Origin of the sequence: Paenibacillus massiliensis 2301065 = DSM 16942, from assembly GCF_000377505.1 — a bacterium.
Taxonomy (GTDB): Bacteria; Bacillota; Bacilli; order Paenibacillales; family Paenibacillaceae; genus Paenibacillus; species Paenibacillus massiliensis.
In genome coordinates this window covers 402,659-419,306 of the sequence record NZ_KB898187.1, presented here as the reverse complement: position 1 = coordinate 419,306, position 16,648 = coordinate 402,659, and the positions used below count along the sequence as shown (strand labels likewise).

Here is a 16,648-nt window from a genome sequence, read left to right as displayed (position 1 = left end):
ACCGTTATATCCGCAAATACTATACCCAGTGCATTCTTTTACTATAATGATGTTAAAGATACGTCAAGGAGGAAAGAATATGCTGACTATCGGATATATTGGTAACGGGAAGAGCACGAACCGCTATCATCTTCCTTTTTCGATGAATAGGGAGCATTTGAAGGTCAAAACAATCTTTGCCCGCACCCTGGAGAAGCAGGAGTGGGAGCGAGTGCCAGGCGTTCAGTACACAGATGATCTAGCTGCATTCATGCAGGATGAGGAGATTCAACTGGTCGTTGTATGTACACACACAGAGTCCCACTACTCCTATGCGAAAATGGCTCTTGATCACGGAAAGCATGTATTGGTCGAGAAGCCATTCATGCTTACGAAATCAGAGGCTGAGGATATCTTCCAATATGCCAAGGAGAAAAATCTCATTATTCAATGCTATCAGAACCGACGATATGATTCGGATTTTCTTACAACCCAGAAAGTCATAGAATCCGGTAAGCTTGGAGATCTGCTGGAGGTGGAGATGCATTATGATTATTATCGTCCAGAGATACCACACGCTGTGAAGCAGTACTCCAAGTACAATAGCTTTTTGTATGGACACGGTGTTCACACGATTGATCAAGCTATCTCGTACTTTGGACAGCCTGAGACGATTCATTATGATGTGCGTCAGTTGCTCGGTCCGGGTAGAATGAACGATTACTTTGATCTTGATCTGCACTATAGTCCGTTCAAGGTGTCGATCAAATCCAGCTTCTTTCGCTTGAAGTCTCGTCCGAGATTTGTCGCTTACGGCACTAAAGGCGTCTTCGTCAAGCAGACCGAGGATCGTCAGGAAGAGCATTTGAAGCTATTCTATCTACCGAAGGGACATGCGGATTTTGGAGTGGATCTGCCTCAGCACTATGGCATTTTAACATATATGGATGATGAAGGTCATTATCATGAGGAGAAAGTCGTATCCGAGCGTGGGGATTATGCACGTGTCTACGATGATATCTATCAGGCGATTATTCATGGACAGGAGAAGGTCATCCGGGATGAAGAGACGATCCTAGTCATGGATATACTTGAAAAAGGAATGGAAGGGTGCGAATAATATGAAACTGGGCATTGTTGGAGCAGGTATGATCGTGGCGGATCTGTTGAGCTTTATCCGTGAGATTCCTGCCATTACCCTGGCTGCAATCAGTTCAAGACCGAGCCATGAGGAGAAGCTGCTGATGTGGCAGCAGACCTATGGTATTGAAACGATTCATCTAGATTATCAGGAGATGCTGGCGAATGAAAGCGTGGATACAATCTATATTGGCCTCCCGAATCATCTTCATTGTGCATACACCAAAGAAGCTTTGCTAAGTGGAAAGCATGTCATATGTGAGAAGCCCTTTACCTCGAATTCACGTGAATTTATGGAGCTCAAGGAGCTTGCTCAGCAAAAAGGACTATTGCTGCTGGAGGCGATCAGCAATCAGTATCTGAAGAATTATGCAGCGATGAGGGAGCATCTCCCCAAGCTTGGTGACATCAAGATCGTGGAATGCAACTATTCCCAGTATTCCTCGCGTTATGATGCCTTCAAGGCAGGAGAAATCCTGCCGGCATTTAATCCCGAGATGTCTGGTGGAGCCCTAATGGATATTAATCTTTATAATATTCATCTCGTGGTAGGCTTCTTCGGTAGTCCGCTTAAAGTCGAGTATCTTGCGAATATGGAGAGAGGAATAGACACCTCCGGTATTCTTCTGCTGGATTATGGTCATTTCAAATGTGTATGCATTGGCTCCAAAGACAGCTCTGCTCCGAACGCGATGAATATTCAAGGCAATCAAGGCTATATTCGCATGGCCAGCACAGCTAATGTGATAGACAGCTTCGAATACGTCGCCAACAAGCAGACGCCGGTTCGAGTCGATGTGAAGGACCATGCCCACAGAATGTATGACGAATTCGTTGAATTCGAACGCATTATTCGGGAAGCGGATCTCGCCAAGGCTCAAGAGATGCTGGAGCATAGCCAGAAGGTAATGCAGGTCGTCGAGCTCGCCAAGTCATCTGCTAATCTTGTGTTTGGTGCAGATCGCTAAGCATCAAAGATTTGTCCTTGAACAGGTGAGGGTCCACATGAGAAGATATTAGGGACAGTTCACCAATTCATCAACTAAGGATGATTCAAGATGACATTTATGGATTCATGGGAGCAACTCATGGCAGAGCAGGCCCTGGAGCGAGATCGACTTCGAGCGAATCACATCATCATACAGGTCGAGGACAAGAAGAAAAGCAAGACGAAGGTGTACCAGAAGGACAAGAAGGTTGAGTATGCGTTGGTTAAGCGTGATATAGAGGATGAGCAGCTCATTGGAAGGTTCGAGCTCTATTTTGCGGATAACGACACGTTGATTAAGCAGGATCGGATGGGGGCTGTTGTAGCATTCGGTGAGCTGATTGACGAGCATGCGGTTGCGAAGGCCTTATTTCCATATGTAGCGGAGCATTATCCCTATATTCTGGAGGAGTCCCCTTTTGCGATTAGCTATAACCCTGTAGCTGAAGCCTGGATAATTGAAGGAACACTTCCTCCTGGCTATATGGGCGGAGTATTCTACATCGCTCTTGCCAAGCATAATGGTCAGATGCTGATGATGTATGGAACCAGGTAAGCTTACAACAAATATGAGCAAGCTCTGTAGTTAGATAAGAACCTACGGAGCTTGCTTTTTTTGCGTTCATGCTCCAACCCCCGCTATGCCTAGCACCAACCGTTTCGCCAGCGAATGAACCGATCCTACAGACTTCCGTGTGTGAAGCGAATTGGCTCATTCTGTGGTCGATTGCATGATTGCAGCCCGAGCCGTAGACCCCTAACATGTGAGCTGAGGAGCTCGCTCGTCAGTCACACCATCATCTGCCAAAGGGGGTCGAAGATCATTATGGCTGAGCTGTCAGATACATCCGTACCGCACCCCGGAGCCACTGTACACTCATCTGTCAAACCAAGCTATCTGCACAATATGAGAAAGCACTGGATGCTCTATGTCATGATCCTGCCCGGTATTTTGTTCTATATTATTTTCAAGTACATTCCACTGGGAGGAAGCATAATCGCATTTCAGAACTTTCAGATTATGAGGGGGATCTGGAGCAGCCCATGGGTGGGGCTGGATAATTTCAAGTTCATTTTTACGTATCAGGATTTCTATCTGGTTCTTCGCAATACGGCGCTTATTGCCCTATATAAGCTGGTACTCGGATTCCCTGCACCGATCCTGCTGGCGCTGCTGTTCAATGAAGTGAGGAAAATGATGGCCAAGCGAGCGCTGCAGAGCATATTCTATCTACCACATTTCCTCTCCTGGGTCGTCGTAGGGGGAATTGTCTTCGAAGTACTCGCATCAGGCGGATTCGTAAACGCTGTTCGCGGCTGGTTCGGCTTCGAGCCGATATTGTATATGCAGCAGGAGCAGTATTTCCGCACAATTGTCGTCTTATCCTCCATATGGAAAGAAGTAGGGTGGGGTACCATCATCTATCTCGCGGCCATTAGTGGCATTGATCCCACACAGTATGAAGCAGCCGTGATGGACGGGGCGAATCGCTGGAAGCAGACCATCTATATCACTTTGCCTGCATTGTTCCCGACCATCCTGATCCTGTTCCTGCTGAATATCGGTAATTTTCTGGAGCTCGGCTTCGATCAGATCTACAATCTGCTTACACCGATGACCTACTCTGTGGGGGATATTATCGAGACGTATGTATATCGCTCGGGTGTCCTGCAAGGGCAGTATAGCGTAACAACGGCAATTGGGCTATTCCAGTCCGTTATAGGCTTCATTCTGCTCTGGATCTTCAATCGTCTGGCCAAAAAAACCGGAGAGGGGCTGTGGTAATGAAGCAGAGTATTGGCGAAAGATGCTTCCAGATCGTCAACTATATCTTTCTGACGGCCGCAGCCCTGACGATGCTCCTGCCCTTGGTTCATCTACTGGCTGTATCGCTCAGCTCTCCAATTGCGGCTGATTCCAAGGAGGTATTCCTGTGGCCGGTCGACTTTACACTAGCCTCCTGGAAGCATATAGCGCAGAGCAGCAGCCTGTGGCAATCCTTCGGCATCACCGTCTTCATTACGGTTGTGGGTACGTTACTTAGCATGCTATTCTCCGTGCTCACGGCATTTCCACTGTCCCGGCGGGAATTCCTTCCGCGTAAGCAGGTGATGCTGGCTATAGTGATTACCATGATCTTCAATGCACCGATGATTCCGTTCTTCCTGACTGTCAGAGAGCTCGGAATGATGAATTCGATATGGGCCTTGATTATACCCGGAGTGATAGGGACCTTCAACATGGTCATTCTAAGAACCTTCTTCATGAGTCTGCCGAAGGAGCTTGATGATACCGCCCGCATCGACGGCTGTCATGATTTCCGAATTCTGTTCCAGATTTATCTGCCACTCTCCAAGCCAGTACTGGCTACGGTCAGCCTGTTCTATGCTGTAGGGTACTGGAATACCTTCCAGCGGGCCGTACTCTTTCTCCGTGATCCCGGCCTGTGGCCACTACAAATGAAGCTCCGCGGCTATCTGACCAGTCCGGAGGAGCTTGCGCAGGTGAACATGTTCTTGGGTGATTACGACTTCAACACCACAACGTTAAAGGCAGCCACGATTCTTTTTGCAAGCGTTCCCATTATTTTGGTGTATCCTTATTTACAGAAGTATTTTGTGAAGGGCTCGCTGCTCGGCTCGCTGAAGGAATAACACAAGCTCAGAGGAGGATGATTGTATGAGTAGACCACTGATTCGAAGATTGCTGCCGTTCATGCTCAGTATCTCCGTACTGCTGGTAGCTGGCTGCGGAGCGGAGAATTCGGATGCCGGAACACAAGAGGGGGCCGACGGAGCCGGGAATTCCGGCGCTGTCAAAGTGAGAGTATTCAAGAGTCACATGGGCATCGGTAGCCTACCGAAGGCAGATAACCCGCACGTGAAGTATGTAGCAGAACAGACCGGGATTCAATATGAGCTGGTCACCACTCCTCCCGGCTCCGAGCCATCGGAGTACTTGAACCTGATGATTGCATCGGATGATCTGCCCGATATATTGCGCCCGATTGGAGGTGTCGAGCAGACGCTGATTCAGCAGGGCGGAGCGCTGCCTCTGGATGAGCTGCTGCCCGAATACGCCCCGCATGTCTGGGAGAGCATTCCCCAGGAAGCGTGGGACATTGTCCGCTCGGCTTCCCCGGATGGCAAGATCTATTATGTTCCCAAAGTGTTCCTGATCCCGGAGCGTGCACCCCTGATTCGCAAGGATTGGCTGGATAAGGTGGGCATGGAGATGCCGAAGACGTCGGATGAGTATGTCGAGCTACTCAAAGCCTTCCGTGATCAGGACCCGAATGGCAACGGCAAGGCTGATGAATTGCCTACAAGCGGGCGGGAATTCGGGCGATGGATGGACCATCTGTTCGCGATGTACGGTGTGGCTATGTGGGAGGGATATCCCGAGTGGGATATCTATGATGGGAAAATCCAGTATGCAGGAACAACCGACAATATGCGAGAGGCCATCAAGTTCATTCGGATGCTGTATGAAGAGAAGCTACTGGACAACGAGACGTTCCTGAACAAGGGCGAAGTCTGGCAGGCCAAAATCAACAACAATCTTGTAGGCAGCTGGTACCATCTTCCGGCCAATGTGCGCGATCGGTACAATGCTATGCTGACGCAGGCCCCGGATGCGTATATTGCGGCAATGCCGCTGCCCTCTGCGCCAGGCTTTGAAGCATTCGTCACTCAGAAGAGCATGGGTGAGCCTGAATGGATGATCCCGGCTGCCAAGCAGGATAATGCTCCGAACGCCCTGAAGCTGCTGGACTTTTTCTACAATCCCGCAAATGATGAATTCACACGCTTCGGGCTGGAAGGAGAGCAGCATATCGTCAAGGACGGAAAGAAGGTCATCCTTCCACCTGCAGATAACAAATCGCTTGTGCTGGGTATGAGAAACCTGACGACAGCTGAAGAGATGGACAGACGGATTGAGGAGACCTATCCCGAGGACCAGCAGCAAATGGTCAAAGACATGTTCGTCGTCAGCACTGCTGATGCCAGACAGATTGCTGGCGATGGTCTTCCGGCTTCCGTATACGAAGGATACCCGGACATCCAGTCCCATAAGCTGTTCCAAGAGGTGCTAACCAAGATAGTGATCGGGGAACTGCCGCTGGAGGCCTACGATGATTACGTGAGCAAATGGAAAGCGTCAGGAGGGGATGTAGTAACTCAGAGGGTGCAGGAATGGTATGAGAAAGTGAAGTAAGAAGTTATTCATATTAGGCTTACACAGGAGTGGCTAGGACTTGCGCAAAGCTGAGCAAACGGCTGAAATGATGGGCTCATTAGCGAATGGGACCACATAGGGAAGCAAATTAGGCAGTAAGGGTGGGTCGTACTGAACATTCTCGCACTGTATAATGACGGTATAATGCACACAAAGGTGGGAGATAACGGTGACCCTTTCCTTTTTGAAGTGGCTGAAATTCAATTTCACCAATACCCAGACCCGGCTGCTGCTGATTCTGACCATTGCCGTCTTTATGATCATCATTGCAGTGGGCATGTCGACGTATTATTCCTCGAAGGCCGTATTACAGCAGGAGCTCAGTGAGCCTCAGCACCAAATGCTGCGTATCAGCATGAATGATATTGATGAGGTGATTCGGGAAAGTGATCAGATTGCGGTGAAAATTGCACTGAACAGCAATGTGTACGAATTTCTAACGAGTGAAGTACAAGGCTCTTATCGTAATATCACAGAGTTACTGCAGTTTTTGGAAGCTGTAGTGAGTAGCACATCTTATATTAAGAGCGCTTACATTTATGATGTAGAACGGGAGAGCATGGTTGCTTTTCCCCAAGGCTATAGCTCCAGCAGGTCCAATTTTCCGGATTCGGAATGGGTGGGAGTAGCTGCTGAGCTTCAAGACCGACCTATGCTGGTCAAGCAGCGTGAAATTGCCGTTACTTCGGGTGAATCTGTGACACAGGTTACGCTCTATCGGAAAATTATGCTGGCAGGTCAGATGAAGGGCCTGATCGCTGTGAACTTCAAGACGGACCAGCTGTTCGGGCATATGCTGCTCTCTTCCATATCCCATCTGGATAGTCATCGCTTCATTCTGGATACCAATGGCCAGCCGCTATATCATATCGGCAGCTATGATGTCGGGGAGGCGGCGGTAGCCCGGATTCTTGCACAGCTGGAGGGCGAACAGCTCGGCGAATTCAAGCATGAAGGTCGAATTCTGCTGGCCTCACAGACTCTGTCACCCTACACGGGCTGGCGTTATCTATCATTGGTCTCACAGGATAGTCTGCTGGCGAATACCCGGAAGATTCGTGATACCGTGCTCGTGGTATCCTTGCTGGCTCTGGCGGCAGGAGCAGGGGCGATTGCCTTCTATAATGCCTCTGCCTTCAGGCCCGTGCGAAGAATGAGGCAGCTACTTAGCGGCTATGACCAGGAGCGAATCAGTCCAGAGCTGATTGATCTGGAGAAAATAACGAGTCAGCTTCTCACGGATCATGCTCAGCAAGCGATCAATCTTCGGCAGACATTGCCGGAGGCATCGGCCAAATTTCTGACAGATATCTACGCAGGCAATATGGCGGGTAGTCGGGAGATCGGCGAGAAATGGGAGCGCTACTTCGGGGACTGGTGTGATCGTCCCTTGGCGATTGCCATGTTATCCATTGATGACTATCAGACCTGGTGCGAGCAATTCAGGAAATCAGACCACTCGCTGCTGAAGTTCGCCATTGGCAATATTGTGGCCGAGCTGCTGTCAGGCCAGTGGCGTGCGCTATCCGCCGATCTGGGACGGGATCGAATGTTGGTCATGCTACAGCCGATGGTTCACAGCAAGGGTGCGGATGCAGCCACAGCTATTGGAGAAGCTCTCTCGATGATACCACGGCTGCTCAAATTCCAGATCTCTGCTGGTGTCAGCCAATACCACGCAGGCTTCATGCAGCTCCAGCAAGCTATGCAGGAAGCAGAGAGCGCGCTTGGATATCGACTGTACCGCGGATATGCAAGCGCCATTTCTTATGAGCCCGTGACCAGTGTGCAAGGCGCTGAACTGACCACCCAGGAGCATGAGAATATGAGTAAGCTTACGGAGGCCATTCAGGCCGGGAGTGTGGAGGAGGCGCTGAAAGTGCTGGACAGAATGATCAGCCGCATGCGGAGCGAGCAATGGTCTCCTGCTTCAGCACTAATCTGTCTTGAGACCATGGCAACCAAGCTGGAACGAATGGGGATGACCCGTGAAGTGGAAGGCTGTGGCATGGATATTTCCAGGCTTCGGACGATGCATTTGGATGCGGCTTGGGTGCTACTCCGTCACCAAATAGAAGTGATAGCCGAGGGCTTCGCCGGCTTGCTGCTGCGTAAGGACTTTATCGTGTGTCAGCAGATGGTTGCTTTCATGAGTGAGCACTTAGAGGACCCGATCGGTATTCAGGAGATTGCCGAGCATGCTGGCATCAGCACGAGTCTCGCAAGTCAGTTGTTCAGGCAGGAAATGAACGATACAATTCATGGATATTTCACCAAGCTGCGGATGGAGCGTGCAGGTGAGCTCTTGCTGCATACAGATTACCGAATTTCCGAGATCGCTTCCATGGTGGGCTACCAGCATGAGAATAGCTTTATTCGGGTGTATCGTAAATACAAGGACATTACGCCGGGCAAATACAGGGAAATGATGCGCAGTCGCAGTGGTGCACTGCCGGAAGCAGGAGGTCCTGCTTGACTTCGGCTCGGCGTGATTAAGGAGGGAAGCCGATTTATGCAGCACAAATCCATCAATCGCAAAATGGTTGTGACGAGGAATCATCCAATTCTGACTCAGATCGAGCCGCGATCACCTCTGTCTGTCGGTAATGGGGAGTTCGCTTTCAGCGCGGATTTCACGGGTCTTCAGAGCTATCCCGAGGGCTATGAAGCTCCGCTTGGCACACAATCCAACTGGGGCTGGCACTGTACGGGTGGCCATCAGGTATTTGGAGATGAAGACATCGAGTATCAGTCCTATGAGACGTATGGGCGCAAGGTGCCTTATCCTATGAAGCCAGCAGGCAAGGACGATGCTTATCATTGGCTGCGGCAGAATCCGCATCGACTTCAGCTTGGACGGTTATCCTTTCGTCTGCTACGGGATGATGGGCAAGTGGCTCAGATCAACGATGTGACTCCTATTCGCCAGGAGTTGGAGCTATGGACCGGGATTCTGCATAGTGAGTTCACTCTGCAGGGAATCAAGGTGATGGTGGAGACAGCCTGTGATCCGAAGAACGACTGTATCGCTATTCGTGTGCAGTCCGACTTAATCCATCAAGGACGTCTGCAAATGTTCCTCGTGTTCCCATCGCCAGACATGATGCACCGAAGCTGGTCCCGATCTGTGTTCCCAGAATGGGACCAGCATCACAGGCACAGAACTGAGCTGTCGACCAGCAGAGACAATTCTGCAGTGATTGCGCGTACGCTGGATGAGGATAGCTACACCGTGCAATGGATCTGGGATGCTGGTCGTCTGGAACAGACCAATCCTCATGAATTCACCTTGCATCCTGAGGCAGCCAAGGACTCTGAGAGCTGGTGCTGCTCCGTGGCCTTTGCCCCGCGTGAGGCAGAAGCGAAGCCGGCTGAGGCTATACTTCATGCAAGTGCGGCCTACTGGCAAGCCTTCTGGATTAATGGAGCAGCCATCGACTTATCGGGGAGTACGGATTCACGAGCTGCTGAGTTGGAGCGCAGGGTGGTGTTGTCCCAGTTCCTGTGTGCCGTGCACAGTGGCGGTTCTATGCCTCCACAAGAGACGGGCTACATGTACAATAGCTGGTTCGGGAAGATGCACCTGGAGATGCACTGGTGGCATGCAGCACATTTTCCGTTATGGGGTCGTGCCGACTTGCTGCGACGCAGTATGGATTGGTATCTGAGTATTCTTCCTAATGCACGTGAGCTGGCTCACTCCCAAGGATATACAGGAGCACGTTGGCCCAAGATGGTCGCGTATGATGGGCGTCAGACCCCTTCACCAGTAGCCCCTGGACTGATCTGGCAGCAGCCTCATCCCATGGCTTTGGCCGAGATGTGTTACCAGGCTCAGCCAGAACGTTCCATGCTGGAGCAATATAGGGAGCTTGTTTTTGAAGCGGCTGATTTCATGGTATCCTACGCGCATTGGGACCAAGAGCGGGAAGCTTATGTGCTCGGTCCACCGCTAATCCCGGCGCAGGAGAATCATGCCATGGATGAGAGTCTCAATCCGCCATATGAGCTGGAATACTGGAAATATGGGCTGGAGATCGCGGTTCGGTGGGCGGAGCGATTAGGGGAACAGGCGAATCCCGTCTGGTCAAGTGTAGCCTCACAAATGGCGAGACCACCACAAGCGAATGGCGTCTATCTGGCACATGAGCACTGCCCGAATACATTTACGGAGAAAAATCATGACCATCCTTCGATGGTTGGGGCGCTTGGACTGCTGCCGGGGACGTTAATTGATACGCAAATTATGAGAAATACACTACTCAAGGTCAAAGCATGCTGGGACTGGGAATCGGCCTGGGGCTGGGATTTTCCAATGTGTGCGATGACCGCAGCCCGGTTGGGTGAGCCAGAACTTGCATTGGACTTTCTGCTGATGGATGCGACGAAGAATACCTACCTGCCTAATGGTCACAACTACCAGCGTCCAGGTTTGTGGGCGTATTTGCCTGGAAATGGTGGGTTACTAACGGCCATCGCTATGATGGCTGCGGGCTGGGCTGGAACCGAAGGGCGCAGCAATCCAGGGTTCCCACAGGATGGAAGCTGGTCTATCGAGTGGGAGGGACTGAGCCCCTTGCTCTGATCTGCATGGAGCGACGTTGCTGCTGCTCACATGTAACCGTGCTGAATCATTCCAATCTATAAGGGAAGTTATCACATAGGGGAGGTTCCAAAATGACCGAGACTATACCCAAGACACAAGGGCAGAAGGGAAGAATGTCCGTTAAAATTGCCGATACCCTGCTCTCCGAGTGTAAGAACGGGAATCATCCGAAGCTTGCTGGCAAGTGGGGTTATGTAGCCGGGATGACACTGATGGCACTCCAACGTGCTGCTGTATGGAACAGGGAGCCGAGATATGCTGAGTTGGTTCAGCGTCATATGGATGATCTGATTGAGAGTGACGGGACCATCCGCACCTATCGGCTGGAGGATTACAATCTGGATATGATTAATGAGGGTAAAAATCTTTTCGCTGAGTGGCAGCTTACTGGCGAAGAGAAGTACCGCATAGCAATCCAGCATCTCGTTACCCAGCTCAAGGGGCAGCCGCGAACGCGTGAAGGTGGGTTCTGGCACAAAAAAATTTACCCGTTCCAAATGTGGCTGGACGGAGTATATATGTCTTCACCGTTTCTTGCGGAATATGCAAGTGTCTTTGGGCATGAGGATAGCTTCAATGAAGTGGCACGGCAGATTCTGCTCATTGAGCAGAAGACTCGCAATCCAAGGACTGGCTTGCTTCATCACGCCTGGGATGAGAGCAGAGAACAGCGCTGGTGCGATACGCACACTGGGCAATCCTTTCATGTCTGGGGCCGGGCCATGGGCTGGTATGCGATGGCTGTGGTCGATGCACTGGAGCATTTCCCCGTTGATCATCCACAGCGTGGGCAGATCATGGGGATTTTCGAACGGATGTCCTACGCCATCGCTCACGCCCAGGATCAGGACAGTGGGCTGTGGTACCAGGTTATGGACCAGAACGGCAGGGAGGGCAACTATCTGGAGGCATCTGCATCATGTATGCTGACCTATGCACTGGCTAAGGGGCTACGACTGTATTATCTGGCTGAGCTAGATCCCAATGTCGTTGAACGAGCATACGCAGGTATTCTGAGGCACCTCGTTACGGAGGATGACAAAGGAGTGCACCTACATCGTATTTGTCATGGTGCTGGACTTGGAGGCAGGAAGTACCGCGACGGCTCTTATGCCTATTATATTAGCGAAGAGATTGTTAGTGACGCCCAGATGGGTGTGGCTCCGTTCCTGCTGGCTAGCATCGAGATGGAGAAGCTCGGAGCAGAGGGAGCATGAGATTCGAGCACAAGCAGATCCAACGGAGCAAACGGGCTGAACAGGTTGAGCACAGAGGACAGCTTCAAAATGCTGTGCAAACGGAGGCGAACAGGGGAAATCAGGAGCATAGCATCAGACCAGACAAAAATCGGCTACGATTGAGATATCCCGCTTCCTGGTGGAAGGGAATGTGGCGGGAGGCTCTACCTTCTGGCAACGGCATCCTTGGTGCTTCCGTGCAGGGCGGAATACAGGAGGAGACGGTGCTGCTGCAGCACAGCGATCTGTGGCACTGGGGCCGTAAGGAGAAGCTTCCTGACGTAAGCCATACTTTGCCTGAGACCCGCAAGCTGATGGACGAGGGGCGATATCAAGAGGCGAGCTGGCATCTAACCCAAGTCTTGCAGGAGAAGGGCTATGCTTCCAAGCTGGCCTCGCGCTGTCCACTTGCGCTATTAAGCGTATCCATGTCCTGTGAGAATGCCTTTCGTCAATACCGCCGTGAGCTGGATATGGATACGGGCGAGGTTCAGGTTCGCTGGCAGGATGGGAAGCGTTGCTACTCAAGAACGCTGTTTGTCTCAAGGGCAGATGATTGTGTTGTCTATAAGCTGGATCACTGGGCCTTGGAGAAGAAGGATAATGTCCGGACCGTAGAAAAGGAGGAGCAACTGCAAGCTCAAGGTCAACCTGCAGTACAACCTACAGTGCAAGCTGCAGGGCAAGCTGCAGGGCAAGCATGGCTTAAGGGATCTATAGGACTAGGCTTTCCCCCGGGGGATCGTGCAAGGGACGACGAGGAATTTGAGACACTAAAGGCATCTGTGACTGTGCGTGAGGATGGGGATTATCTGCTGTACAGTGCCCGTAACGACAATGGACAGGATTTTGGGGCCGTCTTGCGTCTGATTCGGATTGAAGCGGACGGCATTGAAGCAAGTAACATGGACTATACTACTGAGAATAGCTTAGAGCAGGCCCAGAGTAAGCTGGAACAGATCCGACGAGCTGATGGGCTTGAGCCACACCTTCAGGGACGACTACATTTTCGGACGAGTGGCAAGCTGCTCGTTCTGATTAAAATGTTCGTCACAGGTGAGCGTGAGCGCGAATGGTTGCGACTAAAGCAGGAACTGGGTGCACTCGATACTGATTATGCTACACTGCTGAGTCGGCATACGGAGCTGCATCAGGCACTCTTCCACTCAGCCAAGCTCGAGCTGGATGATGTAGCCGATGATGAACGCTGCAATGAAGAAATGCTGCTTGAAGCATACGAAGGCGAGGCACCTGCGGGCCTTGTCCGCAAGCAATGGGCCTATGGTCGGTACCTGTTCATTAGTGGCGTATCCGAGCATGGGAGCCTGCCCTTCGGACTATATGGCTTGTGGGGTGGAGATTATCGACTGATCTGGGGTCATCACATGGCCAATGAGAACGTGCAAATGATGTATTGGCACACACATGTTGGGGGACTCACTCGGCTGAATCAGTCCTTATTTCGTTATTACAATGGACTGTTGGAGGACTTTCGGGACAATGCCCGCAAGCTCTATGGCTGTAAAGGAATTTATGTACCGGCTGGAACAACGCCGGGGCAGGGTGCTCCGAATCAGATTGTCCCAGTCATCATGAACTGGACAGGGGCAGCTGGCTGGTTGGCCAGACATTACTATGAGCATTTTCAATATACCCGAGATATGGATTTCCTGCTGGAGCAGGCGTTGCCTTTTATGAAGGAGGCTCTGCTGTTCTATGAGGATTTTCTAGTGCTGGATGCGGGAGGGCAATATGTCATTTACCCGTCTGTCTCTCCCGAGAATACCCCCGACAACTTTATGCCCAAGGATGGGAAGCCACTAGCACATCCTATGCCTACGGCGATCAATGCCACAATGGACGTAGCCATAATTAAGGAGCTACTGCAGAATGTCATCGAAGCCTGCCGCATTGTGTGCGTCGATCTGGGTGAGATTCCGAAGTGGGAGGCCATGCTGGAGCGCTTACCACCTTACACGCTGAACGAGGAGGGGGCCGTAAAGGAATGGCTTCATCCGGATTTTGATGATCGACAGCATCATCGCCATTTATCGCATCTGTATCCAGTGTTTCCGGGTCAGGAGATCTGCCGCGAGGAGCAGCCCGAGCTCTTCCAGGCCTTTGAAGCAGCGGTACATCAGCGTCAGCTAGGCGCCCAGAGTGGCTGGTCACTTGCTCATATGTCATCAATCTATGCCCGACTCGGTGACGGAGAGAAGGCACTGGAGTGTCTGGATGTCCTTGCCCGTTCCTGTCTACTGTCTAACGGCTACACCTTGCATAACGATTGGCGTAATATGGGTGTGTGCATGTCTATGCCCGCTGCTCCAGTGCAATTGGATGCTAATCTAGGCTGGGTTAATGCGGTACAGGAAATGCTGCTCTATGCGTCATCGCGATGGATCAAGCTGCTGCCCGCACTTCCAGAACGTTGGTGTCGGGGCACCATAACGGACTGGCGCATACCCGGAGGAAGTCTATCTATCACTTGGGATCGAAGTTCTGGTTGGCTCCAAGGCGAATTGATCGCCATACGCCAGATTACCACCAAGCTCCAACTGCCGGACTGGGGTAGTGCATGCATACTGTACTGTAGAAAGGCTGGCAGTCAGGAGGCTTTTGTATATGATTGCTTGGAGACTGAATGGGGCCATACTCGCACAATAAACCTTGAATCTGGGGATACACTGGTCTTCGAGCCCGATCCATCCTTACAGTAGGCAGATGTCACTAAAGTGATGACCCAGCCTACAGCTTCCTGTACCATGGCTGTCAGCAAATGGTGAAATGAGGTGGAACACTCTAGAATAGAATAAAAGTCTTATATGATTGAACAAAATGAAAGCATCTCCCAGTAAGCACCGGAACAGTGATGGTTTATTCCGATGAGTGTGGGAGATGCTTTTTTGAGCTAACTAGTATGGCAGTTGTGAGAGGATTTTAGCCATTATGAAAGTTATTGAGGTTGATTTTTCACTCCCCACTCGCAGAGGTTCTCTAGTATTGGCAGTAGCGTCATCGCTTTATCTGTGAGACTGTACTCTACCTTAGGTGGAACTTGGGGATATTCCTTACGATTCACCAGTCCATCTGCCTCAAGTTCTTTCAATTGGGCACTAAGTGTTCGGTAAGTGATGGCTCCTATTTGCCGCTTCAGGTCATTGAAGCGAACAGTCTCGTTCTCGGCCAGCAGATACATAATAACCATTTTCCACTTACCGCCAATAATTGATATTGTATAACCAAAAGGTGTATCCTCAATATTCTTAACCTTGCCTATATATTCAGCCATACTCATAGGTACACGTCCTTTCGATCAACCCTCAAAAAAATGATAAGCATTTTTTCCACTAGCCTTTGCTCGATACAAGGCAGTATCTGCATGCTCTAGCAGCACAGGTAAGCTGGTGTAATTGCTGGTGTCATACCCTACAATTCCAATGCTGGCAGATAGCTGAAATTGCTCCGTATACGTATCCCAGGAGGATAGCTGTTCAAGAACGGATTCTGCTAAAGCAGTAATGTCCTGAACGTCTGCCAAATGATTCACATGCAAGATGAATTCATCTCCGCCAAGCCGAACTGCAAAGGCATCCCACTTGGTGATTAGCTTCTCTAGTCTCAGAGCCGTTTCCTTCAGCACCAAATCCCCGATATGGTGACCATGTACGTCATTAATTGCTTTGAATCCATCCAAATCCAGGTAGAAGATTAAGCCCTGAGTAGGTTCATGCTCCTCAAAGTACTTAAAAAGGAATTGGCGGTTGTAGATCCCCGTCAATGCGTCACTGTAGGCAAGCTTCTCCAAATCCAGATAATAAGAGAATAGCTTCGCAATTTTCTGGAACAAGAGAATACTTGCACTGTCAAATACCGTAGCTACCGAGTTCACAGCGCATAACGTCCCGAATATGTCTCCATTCCTCAGCAGAATAGGCACCCCTAAATAAGCGTTAACATTAGCCGCCTGGATGGCAGGCATTAACTCATTCAGGCAAGATTCCTTACTAATATCTTCAAAAAACAAGGGTTTGTCACACGTAAAATCAATTCTGTTGCATAATGTCCCGTGCAGTTCTATTTTCATCCCTTCGTGGATACCAATCTCTAGGTCATTATCCAGAATCTTAAGGATTACCTGCTTCTCTTCTCCAATCGAAGTGATATATAGAAATTTATCTCTAAGAATCTGATTAGCCATGTTCAATATATCCTGGGCTACTTCCTGAAATTGAGTATAAAAAGGGAATTCCTGCATGGGTGTGTTCATAGCTGCTTCTCTCCTTATCGAGTGTTATCAAGCATGGTTTCAGGACTTCATGAGGTGAAATGGATATTAGCAATAGTCTGAAGCCCAACAGCTTAGGTGTACATGATCCTGCCAAACGTGATCGACAGCACAGAAGTCATCCACCTTCGCGTGTGAAAATAATGTTCAATAATGGGTGTATATCAAA

General features: G+C 50.3%; 12 protein-coding genes. 10 read left to right on the top strand and 2 right to left on the bottom strand.

Annotation, left to right across the window (positions count from 1 at the left end):
- Positions 1-79: 79 nt before the first annotated feature.
- The 10 genes from D328_RS0108380 (at position 80) to D328_RS28620 (ending at position 14,911) form a co-directional block, all read left to right on the top strand.
- Positions 80-1,099 (top strand): Gfo/Idh/MocA family oxidoreductase, encoded by a 1,020-nt coding sequence (locus D328_RS0108380; RefSeq protein ID WP_018884538.1) that lies wholly within the window; start codon positions 80-82, stop codon positions 1,097-1,099.
- 1 nt (position 1,100) lies between these two features.
- Positions 1,101-2,087: a Gfo/Idh/MocA family protein gene (locus D328_RS0108375; RefSeq protein ID WP_018884537.1), complete on the top strand. Its 987-nt coding sequence runs from the start codon at positions 1,101-1,103 to the stop codon at positions 2,085-2,087.
- 90 nt (positions 2,088-2,177) lie between these two features.
- The gene (locus tag D328_RS0108370) at positions 2,178-2,663 is read left to right on the top strand and encodes an NTF2 fold immunity protein (RefSeq protein ID WP_018884536.1); all 486 of its coding nucleotides are present in this window, start codon (positions 2,178-2,180) and stop codon (positions 2,661-2,663) included.
- Positions 2,664-2,933: 270 nt separating this feature from the next.
- Positions 2,934-3,893, top strand: a complete 960-nt coding sequence (locus tag D328_RS0108365) for an ABC transporter permease (RefSeq protein WP_018884535.1) — start codon at positions 2,934-2,936, stop codon at positions 3,891-3,893.
- Positions 3,893-4,762 carry a carbohydrate ABC transporter permease gene (locus D328_RS0108360; protein ID WP_018884534.1) on the top strand — a complete coding sequence of 290 codons (870 nt, stop codon included), beginning with the start codon at positions 3,893-3,895 and terminating at the stop codon, positions 4,760-4,762. The genes D328_RS0108365 and D328_RS0108360 overlap by 1 nt, the downstream gene beginning before the upstream one ends.
- Before the next feature lie 25 nt (positions 4,763-4,787).
- Positions 4,788-6,326 (top strand): extracellular solute-binding protein, encoded by a 1,539-nt coding sequence (locus D328_RS0108355; protein WP_018884533.1) that lies wholly within the window; start codon positions 4,788-4,790, stop codon positions 6,324-6,326.
- 190 nt (positions 6,327-6,516) lie between these two features.
- Entirely contained in the window at positions 6,517-8,823 is a 2,307-nt protein-coding gene (locus tag D328_RS0108350; RefSeq protein ID WP_018884532.1) for an AraC family transcriptional regulator, read from the top strand.
- Between the two features lie 36 nt (positions 8,824-8,859).
- Positions 8,860-10,932 carry a hypothetical protein gene (locus D328_RS0108345; protein ID WP_018884531.1) on the top strand — a complete coding sequence of 691 codons (2,073 nt, stop codon included), beginning with the start codon at positions 8,860-8,862 and terminating at the stop codon, positions 10,930-10,932.
- Positions 10,933-11,024: 92 nt separating this feature from the next.
- On the top strand, positions 11,025-12,170 hold the full coding sequence (locus tag D328_RS0108340; RefSeq protein WP_018884530.1) for a glycoside hydrolase family 88/105 protein: 1,146 nt from the start codon (positions 11,025-11,027) through the stop codon (positions 12,168-12,170).
- Positions 12,167-14,911, top strand: a complete 2,745-nt coding sequence (locus D328_RS28620; protein WP_018884529.1) for a glycosyl hydrolase family 95 catalytic domain-containing protein — start codon at positions 12,167-12,169, stop codon at positions 14,909-14,911. The genes D328_RS0108340 and D328_RS28620 overlap by 4 nt, the downstream gene beginning before the upstream one ends.
- Before the next feature lie 236 nt (positions 14,912-15,147).
- Here the strand turns inward: D328_RS28620 and D328_RS0108330 are convergent, their stop codons facing one another.
- Positions 15,148-15,489 carry a winged helix-turn-helix transcriptional regulator gene (locus D328_RS0108330; protein WP_018884528.1) on the bottom strand — a complete coding sequence of 114 codons (342 nt, stop codon included), beginning with the start codon at positions 15,487-15,489 and terminating at the stop codon, positions 15,148-15,150.
- An 18-nt stretch (positions 15,490-15,507) separates the two neighbouring features.
- Positions 15,508-16,461: a sensor domain-containing diguanylate cyclase gene (locus D328_RS0108325; protein ID WP_018884527.1), complete on the bottom strand. Its 954-nt coding sequence runs from the start codon at positions 16,459-16,461 to the stop codon at positions 15,508-15,510.
- Positions 16,462-16,648: the final 187 nt, after the last annotated feature.